Below are 22,746 nucleotides of genomic sequence, written 5' to 3' on the forward strand. Positions count from 1 at the left end.
TTCTCTTTTTGGTCTGTCCCATACTATACCTCTTTCATTGACAAAATTACTGTCCATGAAAGTGGTTACAGATCAGATGGTTTGGAGCGCAGCGGAAAACCAGTCCGACAACATGCGCTTGTTATAGCCTTACCACGGTATTTTGCTTACGTGGTTTGAGCAACTTTCTTTCTTGATCTGTAAATTGATGCTCTGCATCAACTTTATCCGAAACGTTTCTGGCAATCTCATTCATGAGCTCCAGGCCACCACCAAAGTTGAATAAATAAAGAGGCAAATATTCATTAGCTGATAGTTTTAATGTCAGAGTGCAACTATACATCGCGTCAACCATAGCCTGCTCTTTCAGTCTATGCTTGCCACCATAAAAGAAATTATGCCATTTTGATTTGGGCAATCCCGGTATAACTTTTTCCAAGGCTGAAAGATCTACACTCAGGTTCACTGGTGCGCCTCTACTGAGTATGCCTCGATCCAGGCTCCATACCTCTTTTTCTTTATATTGCCTTAACCTGAAGTAACCAAAGGTCAATGCAGTCACTAGAACTATGCAACCAGCCATTATTTGACGAGTTCCAATGGCATATTCAAACCCCATATATTCAAAGAGTGTAATTAGTCCTCCTGAGAATACGACTGCACCGAAGAATATTGAAACTAGAACAAACTCTAATAAGAGAGAAATCCCAACTCTGAATGTGATTTTTGTTTTCATACTCTACTGCTATAACGCTCAAAGCAGAGGTGGCGGAGCCATCCTGCCCGCAGGGCTTTACTGCCTTTTCTTGTTAAGTATTTAAACGCCACTAACTGTCCTACGTAAATCTTCCATATATGCCCAATTGGCTAGAGGGAACTCTTCATCTACAAGGGTTAGGAATATCCTTGTTTCTGCTGTAGATAGCTGCTCGAAATTCCATCCCGTGTCTGCGTCATATCCATGATCTAAAAGATAGTTCCATCGATGCTTATCACACAAAACCTCACCTGGAAGCCCAATTTGTAGAAGATTCATGTGGTTCAGCCTTAGCCAAAACACCAATTCCTTTTCGCTTGTCTTATTCTTTATATAGCCCATATCAACCAACTATATACTTAACGCTTACAGCAGCGGGCTAATTTGGAGCAAGGCGGAAAATTGGTCCGCCTGCCTGTACTTGTTAAATATTGCCATCGCCGCTCTCAGTCGCCTTAAAAATATGGTACGCCCAAAATCCACCAACAAAAATACTACTGGCATAAATAGATAAGATTATTAGGTTATACTCTCGCTTTACGTCACCAAAAAAGTACCACCACAAATACCCACCACAAAAAAATGCTAGAGCAAATCCAATGTTGGCAACAACTATAGGCAGAGCTACAAAGATACTCTCATCATAAAGCTCACCCTTAAACGACATAAAGTTAAGCGCTACACCCACTGCCATCGCAACTAGCAGACCAGCAAGCCCTATTCGATTTAGAAGGTTAAGTTTCATCTATACCTTACCAACTCCGTAGTATTTAACGCTTTTAACAACGGTGGTTTTGGAGCTGCGAAGCAGCGGAAAAGCCGTCCGGCCCCAACGGGGCGAATTGCTTAAACTTGTTAGCTGCTACTTCCAGAATTGCCACCATTTTTTTGAACTGACGGCTCTCATTGCTTCACCTTCGGCTTTCAGCTCTTGCCAGTTGGATTGGCCATCCTCTCCATATACTTCACATTCATCTCCTTGTACCTTTGCATTGAGTGCAACAGCTATCTGATACATTTTTTTTATGATTTCATCGTCGGGGTTTTTAACTTTTATGTTGCCCTCAGAATAATCAAACCAAGCCATATTCCCATCTTTGTCATGACCAGAAAAACCAGTCCAGACAGCTAGGCCTTCGCTTTCCACTCTTAAAACCCCATTGGGAGTCTCTGCTTCTGCGTATCCGTCTAGCCTCATATCTGGTGAAGAATTTACAAAATTATTCCATTCATCAAGCGTTATCTGATCACCCTCTTCTTCAAACCATTCTTCTTTTCTGGTGATGTGTAGATCGTATCCCATGATTCTCCTCAGACAGCTAACGCCGCCAACAGCGGCCGAACGCTTTTCGTGAGGTCCAGCACAAGTGTTTTTTGCTTGTGCGCTGTTGCTTGGCCTTGTTATGTGACGCTATCAATGAACATGCCCCGGTTCCCAAAACCAGTGTTTATGAGACTGGCTATTAACCTTATCGCTTGTCGCATCATATCCGGATCCAACGTGTGAATATGGAGTAAACCCGATCCATATTGCCAAAACAACAGAAAGAGCATAAGAAAACCCACTCAAAATCAACTTCTTTCTGTATGACTCACAAAGTAATCTCGCAGAAACAACAAGGATCGTGAGTAGATACAAAAACGCTATTGGGCCACCAAATACTAATAGGATCATTGGCAACCAAATGATGATGACAAAGGGCAATGCCCAAGTTAAGGCCAGCCTTTTCATCGCCATTGCCTTGCTACTTTTACACATAACGCTCAAATTTGCGGCGAACGACAGTGAGTCCGAGCGCCTTAGCGCTGAACAACATTTTCTTGTTAAATGCCACGTTCTACCACCTTGTTGCTACCTATAAATTCTTGGGCCTTTTTGAGGGCTTTAACCACCTTAATACGCTTTGACTCTTCCCGAAGGTAGAGCGGAAGGCGCTCATGCCATCGTTGAACCTCCCAATGATCAGCCGCGCCTATATATTCACTTGTACTACCTGGGTGCTTAGTTTCGTAGTATGCCAGGCACTCTGAAAGTTGGTCAGTGTTTAAAAACTGAAAAGTGAACCCACAAGCTTCAACGAAGTACACCCAGTTATCTCGGATATTGTCAAAATCCGACCTAGATTCGTGGCAGGCAGCTTCGCAGCCATACATGGCATTACCATGATGTCCTTTAGTATATTTTTCCTTCCAGATTGCCATAGCATTTAACGCTCAAATTTGCGGCGAACGATAGTGAGTCCGAGCGCGACAGCGCTGAACAAGATTTTCTTGTTATGACTCATTTAATTTACAAATCTCCTGGCCTGCCTCAACAAATTGACCGCTTGAGACATAAATTTCTTCGATAGTGCCATCACAGGGCGCTACAACTTCAAATACATGTGAGGGTGTATCAATTTCAGCTATTATTTGGCCTGCCGATATGTAGGCCCCCGAGGTTATAAGCACTTTACATTCAGGTCCCATGTAAACTTCACCATGAGGATTTGCCGGCATTTCAAAGAAATCTGGCACTCGAACAATTCCCCCTTCTGGGAAGTACTGCTCCTCTTGCTGTATATCTACAGAGCCTTGCTGCCCTAAAGCTCCGCTTAACCATTTAAGTAGCTTATCTTTCACTTTTCACCATATTTAGAGTCATAACGCCGGTAGCAAAGGCGAGCGATAGCGAGTCCAGGCCGCGTTTTTTGCGGCCGATTTTGCCTACCCTTGTTAAATGTTTGCACTACTTTATACCTTGTAAGTAACTAATGACGTCCTCAGGGGTATTGAACAAACCGCGCCCTTCTACGTAGCCGATACTATCCGAGAATTCCAGTAAGGAAATTGATTCTGGGAAAGGTTTTAAATGATACTTACCAGAAACAACGGAAAATCTACCTCTCTCGTTTGGTACCGTAAACTCAACGGATAAACCGATACCATTTTCATCCCAGAAAACCCACAGCCCATCCTCTACGTCTATGCCTTCGCAATATGCGATTGCCGCCTCCCTTGTAGGGAAGATTTCTAAACCACGATCATCTGTTGAGAATGCGAATGTGATCATCTTGGACATTTAACGCCCAAAGCAGCGGCGCGCGATAGCGCGTCCAGCCCGCAGGGCGATGCTGCCTTTGCTTGTTAAGTTTTTGTATTTAGTTGAACTCATGGTCGCTATCTATTACTGCCTGGGCATCTTTGACTTTTGCGAGCATTTTGCACCTTGGGTAATTGACACTAGGGTCGTTTTTCGACCATGTTAAATGCACAAGCGCATACCCCATTTCCCTTACCTCAAAAATAACATCATCGTTACTCTCATTCTTTGCAACAGCTTTGAACTGGCCCTTGAACTTATACAAGTGGCTTGATGGATGAAGCTCTCGATCCAACTCCGTTTCCAAAGCATCTGAATTGACAGGGATATTCCACGGCTCTTTTAAATGCAACATCGATGCTCCGTAAACTTAACGCCCAGCACAATCGTCGGCTAAAGTGGCACGTAATTGCGCAGCAATTTGAGTGACACTTTCGACGGTCGGTTGCTGCTGCTTGTTAGGCATTTACGCCCTCAATAAATTCTTCGACTTTTAAAATGTCAGATCCCGATATTGTCTTAACTCCAAAATCATCTTCGCAAAGGATATCTGCAATATTAGAACCAGATAGGAATCTAAAATGCTTGATTTTACTTAATCTACCCTGAGTCCTAAATTCTCCAAATTCAGCAAGCCATTCGGATTCAATAACTTCAAGTGCTGGATAATATGATCCACTTTTAGTTTCCGGTGGCTTAGCCGTGTCTTTAGACTGATCCATTGTGGGATGAGAGAATTCATCATGTATCGAGTAAGCTAAGGCCCCGTAAAAAGAGATTTGAAGATGATCTTTGTCTTCCCCGCAATCACAGATTATCGTCAAATTATTATCACATAAAGACAGAACCATAATGCCAAAGAGCATATCTGGCATATCAAAATCGATCTCTAACTTTCTATAATGTTGGGCCAATACTTGCTCCTATGCCTAACGCCTTGCTCACCAGCACATACTGCAGAGAGCGTTTTTGTGTGAAGATGGAGCGCAGCGACAGACACAAAAACGAGCGTAGCAGTATATGTCAGTGTGCAGCAACTTGTTATATTCCTTTTACTCCAGAAACAAAGTTATGGTAGGCAGACCATTCAGGATCATTTTCCATCTCTATTTGTATCGGGTACACTTCATGCTCGGCTAAAAGCTCGTTAAGCTTACCCATCCATTCGTTGGAATCTTTAACGTACCATATCCATTCTTTGCGTCCGTTGCCAGTTACAACCAGCATCAAATGCGATGTGCCGTTTATGTCAAGTGATGCTATTGCATCTTCAAAGGTGACCTGTTTCTCGTTCGTATTTTTATCAGGCATACCATTATTTTCTTCCTTTTCAAATGGCCAATATATATTTATCAAAATAGGAAAATCTGATTCCTTTTCTCCATCGGGAACACTTTGCATACTCCTATAAATGACAGGCTTTCCTTCTTGCTCACCTTTTGCTGTGAAATATATGTTTTCGGCATCTGCACTAGACATAAAAAATAACCATATTAAAAGGGTACTAAAAATCTTCAATTTCCACTGCCCTCTCGATGGAATATAACGCCCGGCTTTGGGGCGCGCGTTTTTAGCGCGTCCTGCCGCGCAGTTCAGCGGCGAACAACAGCCACTTGTTATACAGTCACTTACTGCAACTGTAAGCATGACCAATGATGCTAGCGGTAGTACCACCTAGCTCGCTTTCACTCTGCGTTGCTTGCTGGACATGGACATACGTAGCTCCCAGATCAAAAGCTTTATTTCGAAGATCGTTACGAGAACCTTGAACAGCTGCATGGTTGGACGTGATATCATCTGTCCACCAATTGCCTTGACCTCCAACTACTTCTCCTAGGTAAGTGCACTCAGCTGATGGTTTTTCATTACTAATGAATACTACCGACGCGCCGGGCTTAATCGGCTTCGCCGAACAAGCCGACAGAAGCAGTACAATGATCGATAGTCTAAAATAATTCACTATATCTTCCTTGTGTATAACGCCCAAAGCAGCGGCGAGCGTTAGCGAGTCCAGCCCGCGCGCTTTTTGCGTGGGCGATGCTGCCTTTGCTTGTTATACGATTTTTTTGATTATTGCTCATACTTTATAGCCGTATTGGCTTGTAGCTAAACACTTTTTCGGCATAACCATCTATGTCGAAGCTACCATCCCTATTATTAAATTCATCAGAATGGTATATGTAGTCTGTGTACTCTGGGTCAGGAGAGATTAGATCAAGTCTCTCAAGGACTTCAGATTCCCGCTCCTCACTTGGAATTGCAAGAAGTTCTAAAATCAAAGCCTTGAATTCGTCCTTAACTTGTTTCATTCCACTCTCACTGAATTATTTGACTCGTATAACAGCTAAATAAACAGACAAGCAGAATTACAAGCAAAAAACAGACGCGTCTTATTAATACGGGGATATCAGAAATAATAGGATGGTGTCCGTTTTAATGCCTAGCTGCATTCCTTTGTCTAAAGCTCTAATTTATTGTTTTATCTGGGGTTTTACAAGTACTAGAAGAATCATACTTAATTAACGAGACCTGGCGCTTAAGTCGTTATTTATTGGCCGTTAAATTGCTTTTTCTCTTGTGTAGCGGATTAATAGAACGCAGCTAATTCTCGTATGTGGTTGATTAACTTATAGCTTTGAAAGGGTTAATTGTTAATTCCCCAATTAATAGGAAGGTGTACGGCTAATGGTTTTAAATTTAAACCGGTATTTCAATCCATAAACCGTGAGTTTCAAGGCGTTTGCTCGCTTGGGGAAAGCTTTAGATATGGCGTTGGTCTATGGTAAATACTAGGGGTTCAGGCACCTGGCACCTTTTTAAAAAGGCACCAAGTACAAGGCGATAGCTAATCAATAAAGCCAAACAACACTAAGCTGCCTGTGTTTTATTATCACTAAACTCATCGGCAATGCGCACAAACTCGGCTTCGCAATCTATAAAGGCTTGGATTACATCGGGGTCGAAGTGTTTGGCGCTGCCTTCTAGGATGATGCTTTTGGCTTTTTCGTGGCTAAAAGCGGGCTTGTAAACTCTGGCGCTGATTAGGGCGTCATAGACATCGGCCAGTGCCATTAGGCGGCCGGATACTGGGATGTCTTCACCGCTTAGGCCGGCTGGGTAGCCGCTGCCGTCCCATTTTTCGTGGTGGCTTAGGCTAATTTCTTTGGCGATTCTTAAGAAGGAGTTACTGCCCAGTTGGCGCTCGGCGACGGCTAGGGCCTCGGCACCGATCTGTGGGTGGCTTTTCATAACTTCAAATTCTTCATCGGTCAGCTTGCCGGGTTTTAGCAGGATATTATCGGGAATGCCTACCTTGCCTATATCGTGCAGCGGGGCCGATTTATAAAGCAGTTCTATGGTGTCGTCATCCAGTTGCTCGCGGTATTTTGGATTTTTGCGCAGCTCTAGTGCTAGGACTTTTACGTAGTTTTGGGTGCGCAGAATATGCCCGCCGGTTTCGTTGTCGCGGGTTTCGGCTAGGCTGGCTAAACCTAAGATGCTGGCATCGCGGGTGATGCTTAGCTCGCGGCTGCGCTCGGCCAGTGCGGCAATGGTTTTATTGGTGTGTAATGCCATAAGGCCAAATTCATCGTTGCTGCTTACTGGCACTTCGGCTTCTAAATCGCCTTGGGCGACAGCGGCTAGGGCGCTTTGCTCCATGGTGATAAACATTTTTAAATTATTGGCATAGGCAAAAATAATGCGCAGCACGTACACCATAATTACGGCCACGACAAAAGAGACCTCGGTAAGAATATAGCGCTGTGCGGTGGCCAGTGGCAGATCTTCACCTACCTGTTGCAGCCAATGTAAATCTTTATTGATCACCATAAACACTACGCCAATTACCGCGATAGCACAGGCGCAGGCAAAGTGACTGAATTTATGGGTAAGCGGGTAAGGGTCGCAATCTGGGGTGATATGCTCGCCGGCATCGGCTAGCTGCTCGGCAATTTTGCGCTCTTTCAGCAGGGCTTGATCGCAGGCGATAAAAAAGCCAAAGATCGCCATGCCGATAATAACCTTTAAGCCGCTTTCTAGGGGGGATTGGTGTAGCAGGCGAAAGTAGGCGGCTAGGGCAAGGCCGGTAAATAAGAATAGGCCCATATCCAGAATAAACTGGCGTTTAACCTGCTTTTTAAGCTCGGCATTACTAATTTGCCCATCGAGCAAGTAGCGCCCAAGGCCAATAACGGCAAAGCTCAGCATTATAGGAATCAGCAGTGCGCCCAGGCTCAGGCTGTCTAAAAAGGGGCACACTTGTACGCCGTATAGTCCAAATAGCGCGGCCGCGACCAGATAGTGTTGTCGGTAGCTTTGTGTCATTATTCAGCAAGCCTTTCAGGTATCAATACACAGTTTTAGATTATGTCGGCGGTTTTTAGGCAGTCTTGAAAACATTGTGTTCAGCTCAGTCAACCCATAGCGGTAATGCCGCAAGGAGTCAGCATGGCGAAGGTATTAGGTGTCGGTGGTATTTTTTTCTTCTGTGAGGATCCCAAGGCCCTGGCGGCTTGGTATCAAGAGCATCTGGGCTTGCCGATAGATCCAAGCTATGGCGGCTGCGCTTTGCAGCCTGCGGATATGCCCGAGCACGGCTACACCGTTTGGGCGCCCTTCAAACAGGGCAGCGATTATTTTAAGCCTTCCAGCAAAGAATTTATGATGAACCTGGTGGTGGATGATTTGCCCGCTGCACTTGAGCAGGTAAAGCAAGGCGGCGCGGAGCTTATCGGCGAGCCGGAATCTTTCGATTATGGCGATTTTGGCTGGTTTATGGATCCGGCCGGTAACAAGATCGAGCTTTGGCAGCCCAAGGGCTAGCTTATCTCTCTTAGCAGCTTCCACTAGGCGCCGCTAGTCTGGGCGGCGCTTGTTCAGGCTGTTTTCTAGGCCGCTTTCAGCTAGCGGCTGTAAAAGCCCCTAGCTTTACAGTTTTATGGCAGTTTTCATTGATTTTATCGCCTCTACACTCGTCTTAGCTCTATGAAGCGGCGGTAATGCAGTAATACCCATTGTTAATAAATATTGTTAAAAAATAACGATATGCCCAGATAATAAGAGAGAAACATGTCTGAATACCCCTTTATCCCATTAGATTTTCAACAGCAAAGCGAAGCCGAGATGGAAGCCAATGCCCTTAGCTTCTACGAGATGATCAAGCGCCGTCGCACCGTGCGCGATTTCTCGCCAGAGCCAGTGCCGCGCTCGGTAATTGAAAATGCTCTAAAAGCCGCAGGTACGGCGCCCAGTGGTGCTAATAAGCAACCGTGGCACTTTGTGGTGATTAGCGATGCGGAAACCAAAAAAGAGATTCGCCTAGCTGCCGAGGAAGAAGAGCGCCAGTTCTATTCCGAGCGTGCTACCGAAGAATGGCTAGATGATTTAGCACCTTTAGGCACCGATGATAAAAAGCCCTTCTTAGAAACAGCCCCTTATTTAATTGCCATCTTTTTGCAAAAGTTTGAATACGATGAAGAAGGCACCAAGCATAAAAACTATTACACGGCAGAATCGGTAGGTTTAGCTTCTGGCTTTTTAATTACCGCATTGCATCAGTCGGGCTTGGCGACTTTAACCCACACCCCAAGCCCAATGAAGTTTCTCAATAAAATCTGTAAACGCCCAGAATACGAGCGCCCTTATATTTTATTGGTGGTGGGCTATCCAGAAGAGGGTGCCCAGGTGCCAGATATTACTAAAAAGCCCCTAGCAGATTTTACAACGTTTATTGAGTAACACGGATTTTCTCACTTTTTAAAACACTACAAGACCAGCACTATGAAAATACTAAAATTTATCGCTTACGGTTTGCTGTCTATTATTATTCTGGGTGGCAGCTTTGCGGCCCACGAATGGTATGCCAAGCCATTTTTTATTAATAATTTCTTTAATCGCGAAATTCTTAAGCAGGCATTAAAAAGCCCAGAAATGCTAAGCCAGCTACATATGCTGGAAAACATTGGCATTCGAGGGCACAACAGTAAACTGGATGACGATAGTATTGCCGCTGGCGATGCCATGATTGCCGATCTAAAAGCTGCCAAGGCGGTGCTGGATGATTACGCAGTCGAAGATCTAAGCGAGGCCGAGCAGTTATCAAAAGCCATTGCCGATTATCTCTTTGCCTCGGTGGATGATTTCGAGCGTTATCGCTTTCATAACTACCCGGTAAACCAGTTATTTGGTGCGCAAAACGGCTACCCAAGTTTTATGGAATCTACCCATGAAATTAAAATAGCCGAAGATGCTGAGAACTATATTTCACGCTTATCGGCAGTGGGTAAAAAGTTTGATCAGGTGCTAGAAGGCCTAAAAGAAAGGGAAAATCGCAATATTCTGCCGCCACGCTTTGTAGTAGATCGTGTGCTAGAAGAAATGAATAACTTTGTTGGCACGGCCCCAAAAGAGAATATTCTTTATACCAATTTAGAAAAGAAATCGGCAGAAATCGAAGGCTACGATAATAGCCAAGTGCTGTCCGATGCTGAAAAAGCGATTCAGGCTGATGTGTACCCGGCCTACCAAAAGCTGATCGATTACTTTACCGCACTGCGCGATAAAACCACCGAAGATGATGGCTTCTGGAAATTACCGGAAGGCGAGGGCGCTTATAAAGCGGCGCTGCGTTTATTTACCACCACCGATTTAACCGCCGATGAAATTCACAATATTGGTTTATCGGAAGTTGCTCGCATCCAAGCTGAAATTTTGGCGATCTTAGCTGGCGAAGGCTACGATGTTAGCGCAGGCTTTAGCACCGCTATTGATGAGATGGCCAGCAAGGAAGAGTTTTATTACCCTGATACCGATGAAGGCCGCGAGCAAATTATTGCTGATTATCAGGTGATCCTAAACGAGATTGATAAGGGCTTGGGGCAGGCCTTTAGCTTGCGCCCAGATACTGGCGTGGAAGTAAAACGTATTCCGGCCTTTAAAGAAAAGACCGCACCTGGCGCCTACTATCAGCCGCCAGCTATCGATGGCTCACGCCCTGGGCAGTTCTTTGCCAATCTCTACGATATCAAAGCCACGCCTAAATACAGCATGCGCACCTTGGCTTACCACGAGGGCATTCCGGGGCATCACTTTCAGGTGGCCATTGCTATGCAGCTAGAAGGCATGCCTTTGTTCCGTCGCTTCTCGCCATTTACTGCCTATGTAGAAGGCTGGGCACTTTATGCCGAGCAAGTCGCTTGGGAGATGGGCTTTCAAAAAGATCCTTTCGATAATATTGGCCGCCTACAAGCGGAGCTATTCCGCGCAGTGCGCTTAGTAGTCGATACCGGTATTCACGCCAAGCGCTGGACTCGCCAAGAAGCCATCGATTATATGATCGCCAATACCGGTATGGCCGAATCCGATGTCGTTTCCGAGATTGAACGCTATATCGTCATGCCAGGCCAAGCGACCTCTTATAAGATTGGTATGATGAAAATCTTAGAGCTACGTGAAAAAGCCAAAACCGCGCTGGGCGATAAATTTAACCTCAGCGATTTCCACGATGTGGTGCTTAAGAACGGCGCTGTGCCGCTGGATATTCTTGAGCAGTTGGTGGATGAATATATCCAGGGGAATCAAGCCTAGCTCCATATTAGCAACTGTTTATCTACAGGCCGCCTTATGGGCGGCCTTTTTCGTTTCTGTATCCCTGGTTTTTTACATCTTGTTTCTGGTATTACCTGTTGCCGGTTTTGCCTGTCGCTGGCACCGCCCTTATCCCACACCATTTGAATCTTGTCGCGATCAACCTGGCCATTATCGTTTTCAGCCGCTTGAGTATGATTCGCTTGGCAGTTTGCTGGGGTAGGCTCTTGTTTGATAAATGATAATAATTAATAATTGCATTACTATTTAATAACCGTGTTTCTATCTAATAAATACACGCAGCCCTAAGCTGCTGCGATTCACTGATCAAGGCCGATTATGTTCTTCCATCTTATGCCCTTGGCGTTGGCAGCCCTGGCGCCACCGCTGTGTTATGGGCAGTTAGTTAGCAATAAGATTCCCCTTATTATTCAACGTTTGTTAGCACTTGCTTGCTCGCTGGTAGCTGTAAACTATTGGGCTGCCGCTCTTGGCTGGGAATGGGCGATTCCCTTTTTGCTGTGCTCGCTGATGCTGGCAGGCTTTGCTTGGGTGCTGATACTGCGTCGCTATGAGGGCTTTAAAACCCCTTATCAATGGCTATGCCTTGGCCTAGCGGCGGCGGGTTTGTTGCTCAATCTGGGAGGGCTTTGAGATGGGATTTTCAGCTAGAGCACTTACCGCGGCTATCGTTCTGGGCTTAATCTTTGCCTTGTTTGCAGCGGTTTTTATGGCGCAGTTCTTACCCTTAGAAAAACCTTTGCACCGTACCTTCTGGGCTGGCCTTTCGGTGCCTATCACTTGGGCTTGGGCTAGCTTGTGGCTATTTAGTCGCGAGCGATTTTCTCGCGGCGCATGGATTTTATTATCTGTAGCCTGTGGTCTGTTATTGCTAGCCATCGGAGGTATGCAGTTGTGAGCGATCAAAAAAACAAACAGCGTGCTTTCTTTCAAGGCTTAATGCGCAGCCACAAGCAGCTGGGCGCAGCCCTTGGTATTTTTATTTTTGTGCTGTGCTTTAGTGGCACAGTCAGTATCTTCCACGGCGAAATCGCCATTTGGGAAAGTGCTAAGCTTTCCAATGCTTATGGGCCCGTTGCTGGCCGTTTTGATGATGCGCCGATAGATAAAATTATGCAGCGTGCCATTGCCGATTTTGGTGGTGAAGATGGTCGCGATGTCGAGGTCTTCAACGTTCGCCAAGATACCCCTGGGCAGCGCTTCTTGGTGAGTAACACCCATACCGAAAGCGATGAGGCTTGGCATTTAAGTTATTGGGATGGCAGCACTGGTGAGCTTATTGCGCACCAACAAATGGGCATCAGTAAAATTGTGCGTGAGATCCACACAGATTTTTATCTGCCCAGCCCTTGGGGTCGCTACGCTATTGGTGTGTTGGGTGTCATTTTTATGATGATGGCTGTCGGTGGTATTTTGATTCACCGAAACTGGCGACGCGAATCCGATCAGTTACGCTTCGATCAAAAAGATCGTCACAAGTGGAGCGATCTCCATAAGCTATCTGGTTTTTGGGCGCTACCTTTCCATATCACTATTGGTTTCACTGGGGCCTTGCTGGGCTTGCTGGGTGTCATTTTAATTATGATGGCACTAGTGGCCTACGGTGGCGATCAAGATGCTGCCATTGCGGATATCTTTGGTAAAGATCCTAAAATGTCTCACGAGCAGGCGCCTATTCTGGCCATGCAACCTTTTGTGACGAAGGCCCGTGAGGATATGCAAGCAGGTTTTAATCCTCAGCGTGTTACGGCGGTTTATCCTGGCGATAAAAATATGTTCGTTTTAGTGTACGGCAGTTATCCGGAAACTTTGGGTATTGATAGCTTTGCAAAATACCGTGCCGATACTGGTGAGCCAATTAAGTTTGTAGATTACATTCACGATAATGTTGCTTTGCGAGTCTACTCAGCCTCTGTGCCTTTGCACTATGCAACTTTTGGTGGCCCTATGATGAAGTTTATTTACTTTGCTTTGGGTATTCTAAGTTGTTTGCTGCCGGCTACGGGTCTTTATTTGTGGTTGCGCCGTCGCCCATTCGATTGGCAGGCTCGTGTAGTTTATTGGGGTTTACTCGCGGTTCCAGTTGCCAGTGCCTTTGGTTTTGCGGGAGCTCTCTTCGTTAAGTGGCTACCGGCCTTTACGTCACTAAGTTTTGCGGCAAGCTCTATTTGGTATTCCGGAGCTGCTTTTGTACTAGGCCTTCTATTTGTCGCTTGGCAAGCTTGGCGTGGTGATAATATGCAAGCAGGCTTTGTTCAGTCGATGGCTCTGAGTGCTATGTTGCTAGCGCTTACGGCTGTGTTTGATATTGTGTTGCAAGCAAGTCAGGGCTTTTCTTTGTGGGCGCCACAAGCTTGGGGTACCGATGTGGTGTTGCTGTCAATGGCTGCATTGGCGTTTTATTTGAAGCAGCGTTTGCAGCTGAAGTCAGATGTTGCAGATGAGGCTGTAGTGTTGGCTGGTTAATGCCTGCAATTTTAAGTCATAAAAAGGCGTGGTTTATTCACGCCTTTTTTATATTTGTATTGTGCAGATTGGGCCGCCTGCCATGAGTCAGAGAGGCAGCGCAGGGTACGCAAAAAGCAGCATCCATGCTAGCTCGGATCCTCTTGGATTCGCACCGTCCAGGTGCTCAGCCTGCGGCCAAGCCCAAAATCCCTCCAAGGGATTTGGTCGAGTCGGAGACGCCCCTGCACAGCCTCTCTGACTCATGACATTCTACTATTGCGATATTTTTGAAAACGGATAAGTTTTTTAACTTTAAGGCGAACTGATTATTCAGCTTCAAGTGGTTTACAGAGCTATTCGAATATCGCTTTGTAGATTTCATGTCATAGGGTAACGGGTCAGGAACCGTAGAGCAGCATGACAAATCTCTCTGGAAGAGATTTGGGCTTGGCCGAAGGCTGAGCGCCCGGACGGCGCGAATCCACGCTGCGAAGTCGAGCGCCCCGGATGGTTTAAGCGTGTTCCAGGCCCGTTACCCTACGGCCTGAAATCGGTCAGTTCTAATTGATCTCTTAGAATCCCTATAGAAAATTCGATTGATTAAACTAGGATCCACTTTCTCTACTAGGCACCGTCACACCACAAACATCAACAACACCCGGTTGCTCTACAAACCAATCCTCAGGTCGGTTAGCTCGCGACAGAATCAGCTCCTTAAAATCTGCAGAATCGGTCTTCATAACTTGCCAATTCTTTTGCTCGGCCTTGCTTAGATCGGCTGCCACTTTCACAGAGCGGATAGGATTGTATTCCTTGCTTTCATCTTTCGGCTTATCACGCTGTAAAGATAACAAAGCCCCCATGCCGGAAATCACTCGACCAAAGACCGTCACATTTCTATCTAAATAACGAGGGGCATGGCCAAGAACAACGTAGAATTCCGTACCGCCACTATCAACCGGATTGTTTCTGGCCATCGCAAACGCACCCGGGCAATGTACCATCCAACTTTCACCTTTCGAATTCTTAGCCGCCGCAAAGCCCGTTACAAAACCCGTGTCCTCAGCAAAACTGTCTTTAAAGCGTAGCGGAGTAAAATCTACTTTATTGTTCGTGTAGCGCTCGCTCTTAATCGCACGCTTAGCGTTCTTGATAGCCTTCTCCTCAGAGGCATCACCACCCTGAGCAACAAAGCCTTCAACAAAACGGTAAATACTTAAACCATCGTAAAAGCCTTCACGTACCAAAGCCTTGGTGTTGCTAACATGGTTTGGCGCAAATTGCGGGGCTAGCTCAATCCAGACCGTGCCGGTATCAAGTTGCATGCGTAGCAGGTTTTCATTATCGATATCACGCCAGCTACTGTCCTTGGCTTGAGCGCTAATCTCGGAAGGGGATCTAGGTTTAGAAGTCTGCTTATCAGTGCTCTTATCAGCAAAAGAACTGGCGGCACCCAAGCATAAAGTGGCGGCAGTTAGAGAGCAGATTAGCTTCGCGGTAGTGTTCAACTTCGAGTATTTATTGTTTTTCATATTGGCTCCTGCGCTTGGCTAGAAGATGAGCTCGGTAAGCTCCTCAGATTGCCGATTGAGTCTTTGCTCGATAGTAACATTAATGCTAATGTTCGTATATTGTATACAATCTGTATTCTTAAGCGTGCAGCTAACTCTGTGTCGAAATGGAGCCCCTATGAAGAATTGTCTTTCCTTTCTAAAAAACGCTAGCCCAGTAAAAACGAAAGCCATAAAGCCCGTGGCCCTACTGGCGGCCTTTTGTGTGGCGCTGACTTTGAGCTGGCAAACGCAGGCCGAGACCAAACGTCGCCATGCCTATGCTATCAACAACGTTACCGTGATTGATGGCAATGGCGGCTCGCCCCTAAAGCGCCAGAGCGTATGGGTGGAGGATGGCGTGATTAAAGGCCTAGGGAATGCGGGCAGCTTGAGCTTGCCAGATTACGTACGAGTGATCGATGGTCGGGGTAAATATTTACTGCCGGGCTTTATCGATACCAATGTGCATGCCTCTATTTACGGCAATGCTCGCCGTAAAGAAACCGTTGTGAAATACGGCGAGCGTAATGATGAGCTAGTGCTGGAATTTGTGCAGCGTCAGCTTAAGCGCGGCGTTACTACCGTGCGTGATAGTTACGGCTCATTAATGCCACTAATGCAGGTGCGCGATGATATTGAAGCCGGTAAAGCCGTGGGGCCTCGTATGTTGGTGGCCGGGAATATTATTGGTTGGGGTGGGCCGTTTTCCTTAACCTTCTCGCTGATTAAAGAATCTGATCTGACCTTGTTCCAGCAAAAATGGAATGACAGCATTGCCCAAGGTGTTGGTGAAGAAACCATGGATATGGGGCCCGAAGAGCTGCGCAAAGCCATTAATGAATATTTGGATAAAGGGCCAAACTTTTTGAAGTATGGCGGTACCAGCCACTTCGGTTATCCGTCTTTGATTGGCTTCTCGCCGCGTACACAAAAAGTGATTGTTGAAGAAGCACACAAGCGTGGCTTGGTTGCCGAAACCCATGCGACTAGCCCAGAAGCTCTACGAATGGCGGTGGAAGCAGGCATCGACTTAATTCAGCACCCAGAAATTTTAAGCCGCCGCTACCCGCAAGATTTAATCGACATGATTGTGGAAAAAGATGTGATCTGTGCAATGCGCAGTAACACCTTTACTGGTGATATGTGGGAGAAGCATTTGAAGCGTCGTAATGCAGCGCTGAAAGCCTTAGAAAATGCACCCGCCCCATTGACCAGCGCCGAGCAGCGTGCACGTAATGGCCGCCTAGGTGAGTTTTATGAAATTGAGCGCGACAATGCTATTCGCCTAATCAAAGCCGGCTGCCGTGTTACCATCGCAACAGATAACTACCAAGGTAAAGCACCAGAGTTTCGTAAATCTCCAAAGAGCATCGATCAAGAAGCGGGTATTGGTAGCTTGCTCGCGATCGAAGGCTTGGTGGAGTTAGGCATGAGTGAAATGGAAGCTATTGTAGCGGCGACTAAAAACGGCGCTATCGCAGCACGCAGCCTAAAACAATTCGGCACGGTAGAAGTGGGTAAGTCCGCAGATCTACTATTGCTAGATGCTAACCCGCTAAAAGATATTCGCAATATTCGTAAGCAATCTATGGTGATGGCCAAAGGTAAAGTGATCAATACCGAGAAATTGCCCCAGCAGGTGATTTTCTATACCGGTGTTTAATATCGCTGCTCGAGCTAAAGCGAACTATAAAATAAGCCTGTAAGCAAACAGGCAGAAATACCCAAAAAATGGCAGCACTGACCTGTCTATTCAGGGTATATTGCGGCTTCTCTACTGTAACAAACATTCCAAAACTATAAGGAGAAGCCGCGATGCCAAAAGTGTATGGTGCAATTTTATCCCCCTATGTTCGCAAAGTGCTTTTGGTGCTAGAGGCCAAAGGTGTAGCCTACGAGAATGAGCAGGTTTTCCCTGGCGCCTTGCCAGAAGGCTATACCGACGTCAGTCCATTAGGAAAAATCCCAGCGTTGAGTGATGGCGATTTTAACCTATCTGATTCCACTGTAATCAACGAGTACCTTGAAGAGCGCTACCCAGAGCCTAGCCTGATGCCATCTTCTGTGGAGGCTCGCGCCGAAGCCCGTTGGCTAGAAGAGTTTGCAGATACTGCATTGGTAGAGGCCTTGTTAGTGCCTTTCTTTCAGCGTGTGGTTGCGCCAATGCGTGGCTTAGAAACCAATGAAGAAGCTATTGCCAAAGCCGAAGCGGGTAGCATTCCTAAAGCGCTGGACTATGTTGAAACGGTAGTGAATGGTGCCGAGTTCTTGGCCGATGGCAAATTAAGCATTGCCGATATCGCCATGGTTTCCCCGTTTATTAATGCCGAGATCGGTGGCTATAAATTGGATGCCTCGCGCTGGCCAAAAACAGCGGCCTATGTAGCTTTTGTACGCAGCCAGGAAGTTGTACAGCAGCGCGAAGCTCAAGAAAAAGCATTGCTTGGCGGCTAACCTCAATTTATTGATTGATAATAATTATGAAGTTAAGTGTTCTCGACCAATCTCCATTGCGCAAAGGCGGCAGTGCCGAGCAGGCCTTTAGTGAAACCTTACGTTTAGCCAAGTATGTAGAAGAGCTTGGCTATCATCGCTTTTGGGTTTCCGAGCACCACGGCACTGATGCTTTGGCCGGCAGTGCTCCAGAGGTTTTGCTAGGAGCATTGGGTGCGAGCACTGAGCGTATTCGAATTGGCAGTGGCGGCATTATGTTGCCTCACTATACGCCCTATAAGGTCGCCGAATTAGGGGCGAGCTTATCCGCTCTTAATCCAGGAAGAATCGATTTAGGTATTGGTCGCGCGCCGGGTACCGATATGGTAACGGCGCGTTTGCTGGCGCAAAATGGTCAGCCAGACTTCTCGCGTTTTCCTGAGCAGACAGCCAAGTTACAAGAAGTTCTTTACGATAAAAACTTTCAGCCCAAACTTAGACCTCAAGCTGAAAGTCCGCCTGATCTTTGGATGCTAGGTTCTAGCCCAGACAGCGCCGCCTTGGCCGGGCAGTTGGGTTTGCCTTATAACTTTGCTTTGTTTATCAACCCAGCAATGGATGGTCGCATTCTGGCTTACTATCGCCATTGTTTTCAAAATGAGGCTGGCCCTGGGCGCCTATCTATGCCTCATACATCTTTAACCGTCAATGTGTTGGTGGCGGATACCGAAGAGCAGGCCCATTATTTGGCCCGTAGTCGTTTGGTGTCCTATCTAAAGTTTATTGCAGGTAAAAGCGATACTGAAATCTGTTCGCCTGATGAAGCCGCAGCGTATCAGCTTAGTCCTCAAGAAGAGGCTTTTGCAAATCAGCGTATGCAAAGCTCAGCCATTGGTTCGCCTGAGCAAGTCAAAGCAAAGCTGCTTGCACTGGCCGATGAATATGGCGCTGATGAATTGATGACAGTGAGTATTTGTTACGATTTTAATGATCGTTTGAGGTCGCACAAATTACTAGCGGAAGCATTCGAGCTTGCTTGAGTTCTTGCCTGAAGTTTTTTGGCGCGCTAAGAAAAAAAAGCCTTTCAAAGAAAGGCTAAAGCGAACTGAACTTTGTAATCAGCGGAGTTAGTAATTCTGAGAATTTCTCTGGCTCTTCGAGCATCAAGAAATGATTGCTCCCCTCAACAACAGTAAGATCAATGCGCTCGGAGAAGGCGGGAATAAAGCGTTCTTTTTCAATGGCGTATTTGTTTCCATCAACAATAGCAGCAACTTTTCCCGGGTAATTGTCTAGAATGCTGCCCATATCGTAACTTAAAAACATCGCCAGAATTTTTATGCCGTCTTCTGGCTGGCTACTTCTAAACTCCCTCAATACTGACGATTTAATTGATGGGTGGCAGTTTTCAGTAAGATAGCTGCTCCCCAGCTCCATCAGCGCACCTTGATAATCAAGGCGGATGTACGCCAGCATTTCATCGATTTTTTCTTGGGCTTGCTGTGGATACAGATCCATGTGGATAAATGAATCGGCCCCAATGACAGCGCGCACCTGTTGTGGGCGAAGTTGGCCGATAGCAAGTGCTAATAAGCCGCCATAAGAGTGCCCGATGATAATGCACTGCTTTATATCTTCTTCATCTAGGATGAGACATAAGTCTTTAGCAAGCTGATCAACAGTGCGTGTACCCAGTGGTAAAGCCGAATGACCAAAACCAGGGAAATCAATATTTAAGGTTCTAAAGTTTTGTGCCCAGTACTCGGCATGGTAATCCCATACCCAGCGTGAGCCGCCCCAGCCGGGTAAAAAGCAAATGGCTATTTCACTGGCAGGGCCATTACGGGTGTAATGGATGTTACTGCCGCGCAATGCAATATGCTTTTCTATAGGGCGGTTGCTGGACATAGTCAGATACCTTAGAAGTTCATTTCAAATGTTAGGCCGTAAGTGCGCGGCGGTGCGAAAAATTGCACGGTACCGATTAGGCCATCTACGCGAATGGAAGATTGAACCACTTCTTTATCGGCAAGGTTGCGCCCCCAAAACGAGATGCGCATATCATCACTTAAATCATAACCCACGCGGGCGTTGATGATAGTGTTCTGATCACGTTCTACGGCATTGTCTTGGAATGGGTCTAAAAACTGCTCGCTCTCATGGCGAACATCGACTCTTGCTGTAAGTGGGCGATCAGCAACTTGCCATTCGTATTCGGCACTAAAGCTTAAGCTAAGCTCTGGAGCGCGAGGCATGCGCGCGCCTGAACGATCCACTTCACCCTTATCAACCTCATTTGGGTTGAGGGCTGAGAAATCTTCGAAAGTTGCGTCTAGGATTTGCGCCGAAAAGTTTAATTCCAACTCATCCACTGGAAAAATAGTAGAACTGAACTCAAAGCCCTGCACTTTGGCGGCGGCTGCATTAATCACAATCTGAAAAGTGCCAACCGCTGAGCCTGGTGGAATGGTGTTTAGCTGTAGATCATCGTAATCATAGTAAAACACGGCAGAGTTAAACTGCGCGCGCCCTTCCCATAGAGTCGACTTTAAGCCTAACTCATAAGCCCAAACATATTCAGAATCGAATGCGTTGGACTGAAAAGTGTTGGTGCTAAAACCGCCGGCTTTGTAACCGCGCGAGATCGAAGCGTAGGCTAGGGTGTCCTCGTCTGGCGTATATTCTAGAACTAAGCGAGGGGTTAGCGCTTCATAATCGGCATCCTGCTTTAGCTCATTGTTGGCTAAAACTTGTCTAGTGCTGGCCGTCATGATGGTTTGTAAAAAATCCAGTTCCCGTTCGTCTTTGCTGTAACGAAGGCCGGCACTCAAAGACCACTCATCCGTGAAGGTGTATTTAGCGTTACCAAAAATTCCAAATGACTTGGTGACAACATTGCCATCTGGTTGATCTAGCAAATCTGAAAGCCCGGGAACTGGGAAAGTAAGAGCAACGTTCAGCTGTTGGTCTGCCTGCTCTTTGAGGAGAAATATTCCTGTCACCCATTCTAAGTTACTGTCATTGTCTGAAATCCACTGCACTTCTTGGGTAATGGTTTCAGAGCCAAAGTTGGGTGAGTTAGAAGCATAATCGAGTTGCGAGCCATCTAAGTCCAAGTGTACTTCAGCTTCCGCATCGCGATAGGAAGTGATCGACTTAATAATACTGCCATCCAATTGCAACTCAGCGCTTAGATTAACGCCAAGAGATTCCGAGAAGTTTCTGCTGTTTTCGTTAATGGCGACTTTGTAGGGATCGTCGTAACGAATAGCACCAAAACCATCAGCAATGCTTGAGCCGCTGCTGGTATCTACATAGATGCCCAAATTACGAGTACTGTCTTCACGGCTGTAGTTAACGCTTAGAAGCAAGCTTAAGTCATCACTTGGGTAGAACTGTAGATGACTACGAAGGCCAATATAATCTTCATCATCCAGAGTGGTACCGCTGTGTAGGTTTTCCACATAACCATCACGACGGCTGGTCATACCGGCAATGCGCCAGTTCAGCTTATCTTCGATTAAAGGCACATTAAGCATGCCCTCGATACGTTGCTTGCTGTAGTTACCAAGGCCAACCGAAAGCTTACCTTCTAGCTCATCACTTGGTTTGTTGGAGTAGAAGCTAATGGCTCCACCAGCGGCGTTACGACCAAACAGCACACCTTGTGGGCCTTTAACCACGTCTACACGTTGAACATCAAAGAAATCCTGCAGCGAAGAGTAAGAACGCGATTGGTAAACATCATCGATAAAGGTCGCAATACTGGACTCAGCGCCAGGGGAGAAAATATCGGTACCCACACCGCGCAGATAGGGCTGGCCAACTACTGAGTTAGTGGTGAATACCAAGCTTGGATCAATCACTTGTAGATCCATGGTGTTCTCCACACCGGCTTGCTCAAGTTTATTACCTGAGTAGGCACTGATGGCGATGGGGATATCCTGTACGTTTTCGGCGCGTTACTGCGCGGTAACCACTACCTCTTCGATGAGATTGGCGGCTGGCGCTTGGCTGCTTATCGCTGTGGCCAAAGCCAATGCGCTGAGCTTAAAGCTTAAAGGGCGGCTATTGATCATGGTGCTTATCGTTCTCACAGGAATATCCTCCGATATTATCTTGCCAGCATTTCATGTTGATTAGGGCTGGCGGCTAAGTCGTCCTCGGGTATCTATTTCACAATAAATACCGTCCTGGATAATTATTATGCTTTACAATGTAAACTAATATAGTTTACTGTGTAAACAATAAATTTGAGAAAACAGAGATTTTCAGAAAAAGCACTTAAATGGCGAAGCTTCATCCTTCTTTATAATGGAAAGCTTGTTTTGAGGCTTAAACGCTATAAGTAGTAAAAATATAAAAACAAAATGTTATGAGCGACTGAATATGACAACAGAAGATCAGCTAAACCAGCAGCAGGATTTTGATATCGACAAGTACATCCCTTTTCAAATTGTTCTGACCGAAATGCTTATGTATCGGGTGGGCAAACCCAATCAGGCTAAGGATGTGGCCGCGGTAGAAGCGCTTTCTCAAGGTGAGTCTCGAATCTTGACCTTTATTTATTCGGGTAAGGCTTCATCACCCTCGGACCTTATCGAGCACTTGTATATCGATAAGGCATTGGTGACTCGCAATGTAAGTTCCTTGGTTAAGAAAGGCCTACTAGCTGTAGAGCAAGATAGTCAGGATCGCCGCCGAAAAAATTTGGCGGTCACCGCGAAAGGGGAAAAGGCGGCTCTAGCACTTGTCGATCGAATGCAGGATTTCGAGCGTCATTTGGATTCAGCTATTAGTGCTGAAGAAAAGCAAACCTTGATGAGCACACTGTCGAAATTAAATGATCTTTGCCACAGCTACAAAATCAAGGACTAAGTAGAAAG

26 protein-coding genes are annotated in these 22,746 nt (G+C 46.2%); 10 read left to right on the forward strand and 16 right to left on the reverse strand.

Going from position 1 to position 22,746, the window contains the following annotated elements:
• Positions 1–121 precede the first annotated feature (121 nt).
• From Q1A08_RS17265 to Q1A08_RS17320, 12 genes are all read right to left on the reverse strand, one after another.
• Complete coding sequence (locus tag Q1A08_RS17265) at positions 122–715, reverse strand: hypothetical protein (RefSeq protein ID WP_299775210.1); 594 nt, start codon at positions 713–715, stop codon at positions 122–124.
• A gap of 445 nt (positions 716–1,160) precedes the next feature.
• Positions 1,161–1,481, reverse strand: a complete 321-nt coding sequence (locus tag Q1A08_RS17270) for a hypothetical protein (RefSeq protein WP_299775212.1) — start codon at positions 1,479–1,481, stop codon at positions 1,161–1,163.
• Positions 1,482–1,598: 117 nt separating this feature from the next.
• Positions 1,599–2,039: a hypothetical protein gene (locus Q1A08_RS17275; protein ID WP_299775214.1), complete on the reverse strand. Its 441-nt coding sequence runs from the start codon at positions 2,037–2,039 to the stop codon at positions 1,599–1,601.
• A 521-nt stretch (positions 2,040–2,560) separates the two neighbouring features.
• Positions 2,561–2,938 (reverse strand): hypothetical protein, encoded by a 378-nt coding sequence (locus Q1A08_RS17280; protein WP_299775216.1) that lies wholly within the window; start codon positions 2,936–2,938, stop codon positions 2,561–2,563.
• A 72-nt stretch (positions 2,939–3,010) separates the two neighbouring features.
• Entirely contained in the window at positions 3,011–3,358 is a 348-nt protein-coding gene (locus tag Q1A08_RS17285; protein ID WP_299775218.1) for a biotin/lipoyl-containing protein, read from the reverse strand.
• Between the two features lie 106 nt (positions 3,359–3,464).
• Positions 3,465–3,788: a hypothetical protein gene (locus Q1A08_RS17290; protein WP_299775220.1), complete on the reverse strand. Its 324-nt coding sequence runs from the start codon at positions 3,786–3,788 to the stop codon at positions 3,465–3,467.
• An 88-nt stretch (positions 3,789–3,876) separates the two neighbouring features.
• Positions 3,877–4,173 (reverse strand): hypothetical protein, encoded by a 297-nt coding sequence (locus Q1A08_RS17295; protein ID WP_299775222.1) that lies wholly within the window; start codon positions 4,171–4,173, stop codon positions 3,877–3,879.
• A 103-nt stretch (positions 4,174–4,276) separates the two neighbouring features.
• On the reverse strand, positions 4,277–4,732 hold the full coding sequence (locus tag Q1A08_RS17300) for a hypothetical protein (RefSeq protein WP_299775224.1): 456 nt from the start codon (positions 4,730–4,732) through the stop codon (positions 4,277–4,279).
• Positions 4,733–4,859: 127 nt separating this feature from the next.
• Positions 4,860–5,297, reverse strand: coding sequence for a DUF695 domain-containing protein (locus Q1A08_RS17305; protein ID WP_299775226.1), 438 nt, complete (start codon positions 5,295–5,297; stop codon positions 4,860–4,862).
• 145 nt (positions 5,298–5,442) lie between these two features.
• Complete coding sequence (locus Q1A08_RS17310) at positions 5,443–5,778, reverse strand: DUF4156 domain-containing protein (protein ID WP_299775228.1); 336 nt, start codon at positions 5,776–5,778, stop codon at positions 5,443–5,445.
• A gap of 124 nt (positions 5,779–5,902) precedes the next feature.
• Positions 5,903–6,127 (reverse strand): hypothetical protein, encoded by a 225-nt coding sequence (locus Q1A08_RS17315; protein WP_299775230.1) that lies wholly within the window; start codon positions 6,125–6,127, stop codon positions 5,903–5,905.
• A gap of 559 nt (positions 6,128–6,686) precedes the next feature.
• The gene (locus Q1A08_RS17320) at positions 6,687–8,144 is read right to left on the reverse strand and encodes an HD domain-containing phosphohydrolase (protein ID WP_299775231.1); all 1,458 of its coding nucleotides are present in this window, start codon (positions 8,142–8,144) and stop codon (positions 6,687–6,689) included.
• Positions 8,145–8,267: 123 nt separating this feature from the next.
• On the opposite strand from Q1A08_RS17320, the gene Q1A08_RS17325 reads away from it, so the two are divergent.
• The 6 genes from Q1A08_RS17325 to Q1A08_RS17350 all read left to right on the forward strand — a co-directional run bounded on the left by Q1A08_RS17325 (position 8,268) and on the right by Q1A08_RS17350 (position 13,892).
• On the forward strand, positions 8,268–8,642 hold the full coding sequence (locus tag Q1A08_RS17325; RefSeq protein ID WP_299775233.1) for a VOC family protein: 375 nt from the start codon (positions 8,268–8,270) through the stop codon (positions 8,640–8,642).
• A 246-nt stretch (positions 8,643–8,888) separates the two neighbouring features.
• The gene (locus tag Q1A08_RS17330) at positions 8,889–9,557 is read left to right on the forward strand and encodes a nitroreductase family protein (RefSeq protein ID WP_299775235.1); all 669 of its coding nucleotides are present in this window, start codon (positions 8,889–8,891) and stop codon (positions 9,555–9,557) included.
• A gap of 42 nt (positions 9,558–9,599) precedes the next feature.
• Positions 9,600–11,405 (forward strand): DUF885 domain-containing protein, encoded by a 1,806-nt coding sequence (locus Q1A08_RS17335; protein ID WP_299775237.1) that lies wholly within the window; start codon positions 9,600–9,602, stop codon positions 11,403–11,405.
• Positions 11,406–11,744: 339 nt separating this feature from the next.
• On the forward strand, positions 11,745–12,059 hold the full coding sequence (locus Q1A08_RS17340; protein ID WP_299775238.1) for a hypothetical protein: 315 nt from the start codon (positions 11,745–11,747) through the stop codon (positions 12,057–12,059).
• Position 12,060: 1 nt separating this feature from the next.
• On the forward strand, positions 12,061–12,324 hold the full coding sequence (locus Q1A08_RS17345) for a hypothetical protein (protein ID WP_299775240.1): 264 nt from the start codon (positions 12,061–12,063) through the stop codon (positions 12,322–12,324).
• Positions 12,321–13,892, forward strand: a complete 1,572-nt coding sequence (locus Q1A08_RS17350) for a PepSY-associated TM helix domain-containing protein (protein ID WP_299775242.1) — start codon at positions 12,321–12,323, stop codon at positions 13,890–13,892. The genes Q1A08_RS17345 and Q1A08_RS17350 overlap by 4 nt, the downstream gene beginning before the upstream one ends.
• A gap of 587 nt (positions 13,893–14,479) precedes the next feature.
• On the opposite strand, the gene Q1A08_RS17355 is transcribed toward Q1A08_RS17350, so the two are convergent.
• Positions 14,480–15,406 carry a peptidylprolyl isomerase gene (locus Q1A08_RS17355; protein ID WP_299775244.1) on the reverse strand — a complete coding sequence of 309 codons (927 nt, stop codon included), beginning with the start codon at positions 15,404–15,406 and terminating at the stop codon, positions 14,480–14,482.
• Positions 15,407–15,563: 157 nt separating this feature from the next.
• On the opposite strand from Q1A08_RS17355, the gene Q1A08_RS17360 reads away from it, so the two are divergent.
• From Q1A08_RS17360 to Q1A08_RS17370, 3 genes are all read left to right on the forward strand, one after another.
• Positions 15,564–17,090, forward strand: coding sequence for an amidohydrolase family protein (locus Q1A08_RS17360; RefSeq protein ID WP_299775246.1), 1,527 nt, complete (start codon positions 15,564–15,566; stop codon positions 17,088–17,090).
• Positions 17,091–17,242: 152 nt separating this feature from the next.
• Positions 17,243–17,881, forward strand: coding sequence for a glutathione S-transferase family protein (locus Q1A08_RS17365; protein WP_299775248.1), 639 nt, complete (start codon positions 17,243–17,245; stop codon positions 17,879–17,881).
• Positions 17,882–17,907: 26 nt separating this feature from the next.
• Positions 17,908–18,900: an LLM class flavin-dependent oxidoreductase gene (locus Q1A08_RS17370; RefSeq protein WP_299775250.1), complete on the forward strand. Its 993-nt coding sequence runs from the start codon at positions 17,908–17,910 to the stop codon at positions 18,898–18,900.
• 55 nt (positions 18,901–18,955) lie between these two features.
• On the opposite strand, the gene Q1A08_RS17375 is transcribed toward Q1A08_RS17370, so the two are convergent.
• Genes Q1A08_RS17375 through Q1A08_RS17385 form a run of 3 tightly spaced genes read right to left on the reverse strand, consistent with a single transcriptional unit; the run spans position 18,956 to position 21,957 of the window.
• Positions 18,956–19,768, reverse strand: a complete 813-nt coding sequence (locus tag Q1A08_RS17375) for an alpha/beta hydrolase (protein WP_299775252.1) — start codon at positions 19,766–19,768, stop codon at positions 18,956–18,958.
• A gap of 11 nt (positions 19,769–19,779) precedes the next feature.
• Positions 19,780–21,801, reverse strand: a complete 2,022-nt coding sequence (locus tag Q1A08_RS17380) for a TonB-dependent receptor (protein ID WP_299775505.1) — start codon at positions 21,799–21,801, stop codon at positions 19,780–19,782.
• 21 nt (positions 21,802–21,822) lie between these two features.
• Complete coding sequence (locus Q1A08_RS17385; RefSeq protein ID WP_299775254.1) at positions 21,823–21,957, reverse strand: hypothetical protein; 135 nt, start codon at positions 21,955–21,957, stop codon at positions 21,823–21,825.
• A gap of 292 nt (positions 21,958–22,249) precedes the next feature.
• Here Q1A08_RS17385 and Q1A08_RS17390 point away from each other — a divergent pair, with 292 nt between their 5' ends.
• Positions 22,250–22,738: a MarR family winged helix-turn-helix transcriptional regulator gene (locus Q1A08_RS17390; RefSeq protein WP_299775256.1), complete on the forward strand. Its 489-nt coding sequence runs from the start codon at positions 22,250–22,252 to the stop codon at positions 22,736–22,738.
• Positions 22,739–22,746: the final 8 nt, after the last annotated feature.

The sequence above is a fragment of the uncultured Pseudoteredinibacter sp. genome (genome assembly GCF_947500695.1).
Classification (GTDB): domain Bacteria; phylum Pseudomonadota; class Gammaproteobacteria; order Pseudomonadales; family Cellvibrionaceae; genus Pseudoteredinibacter.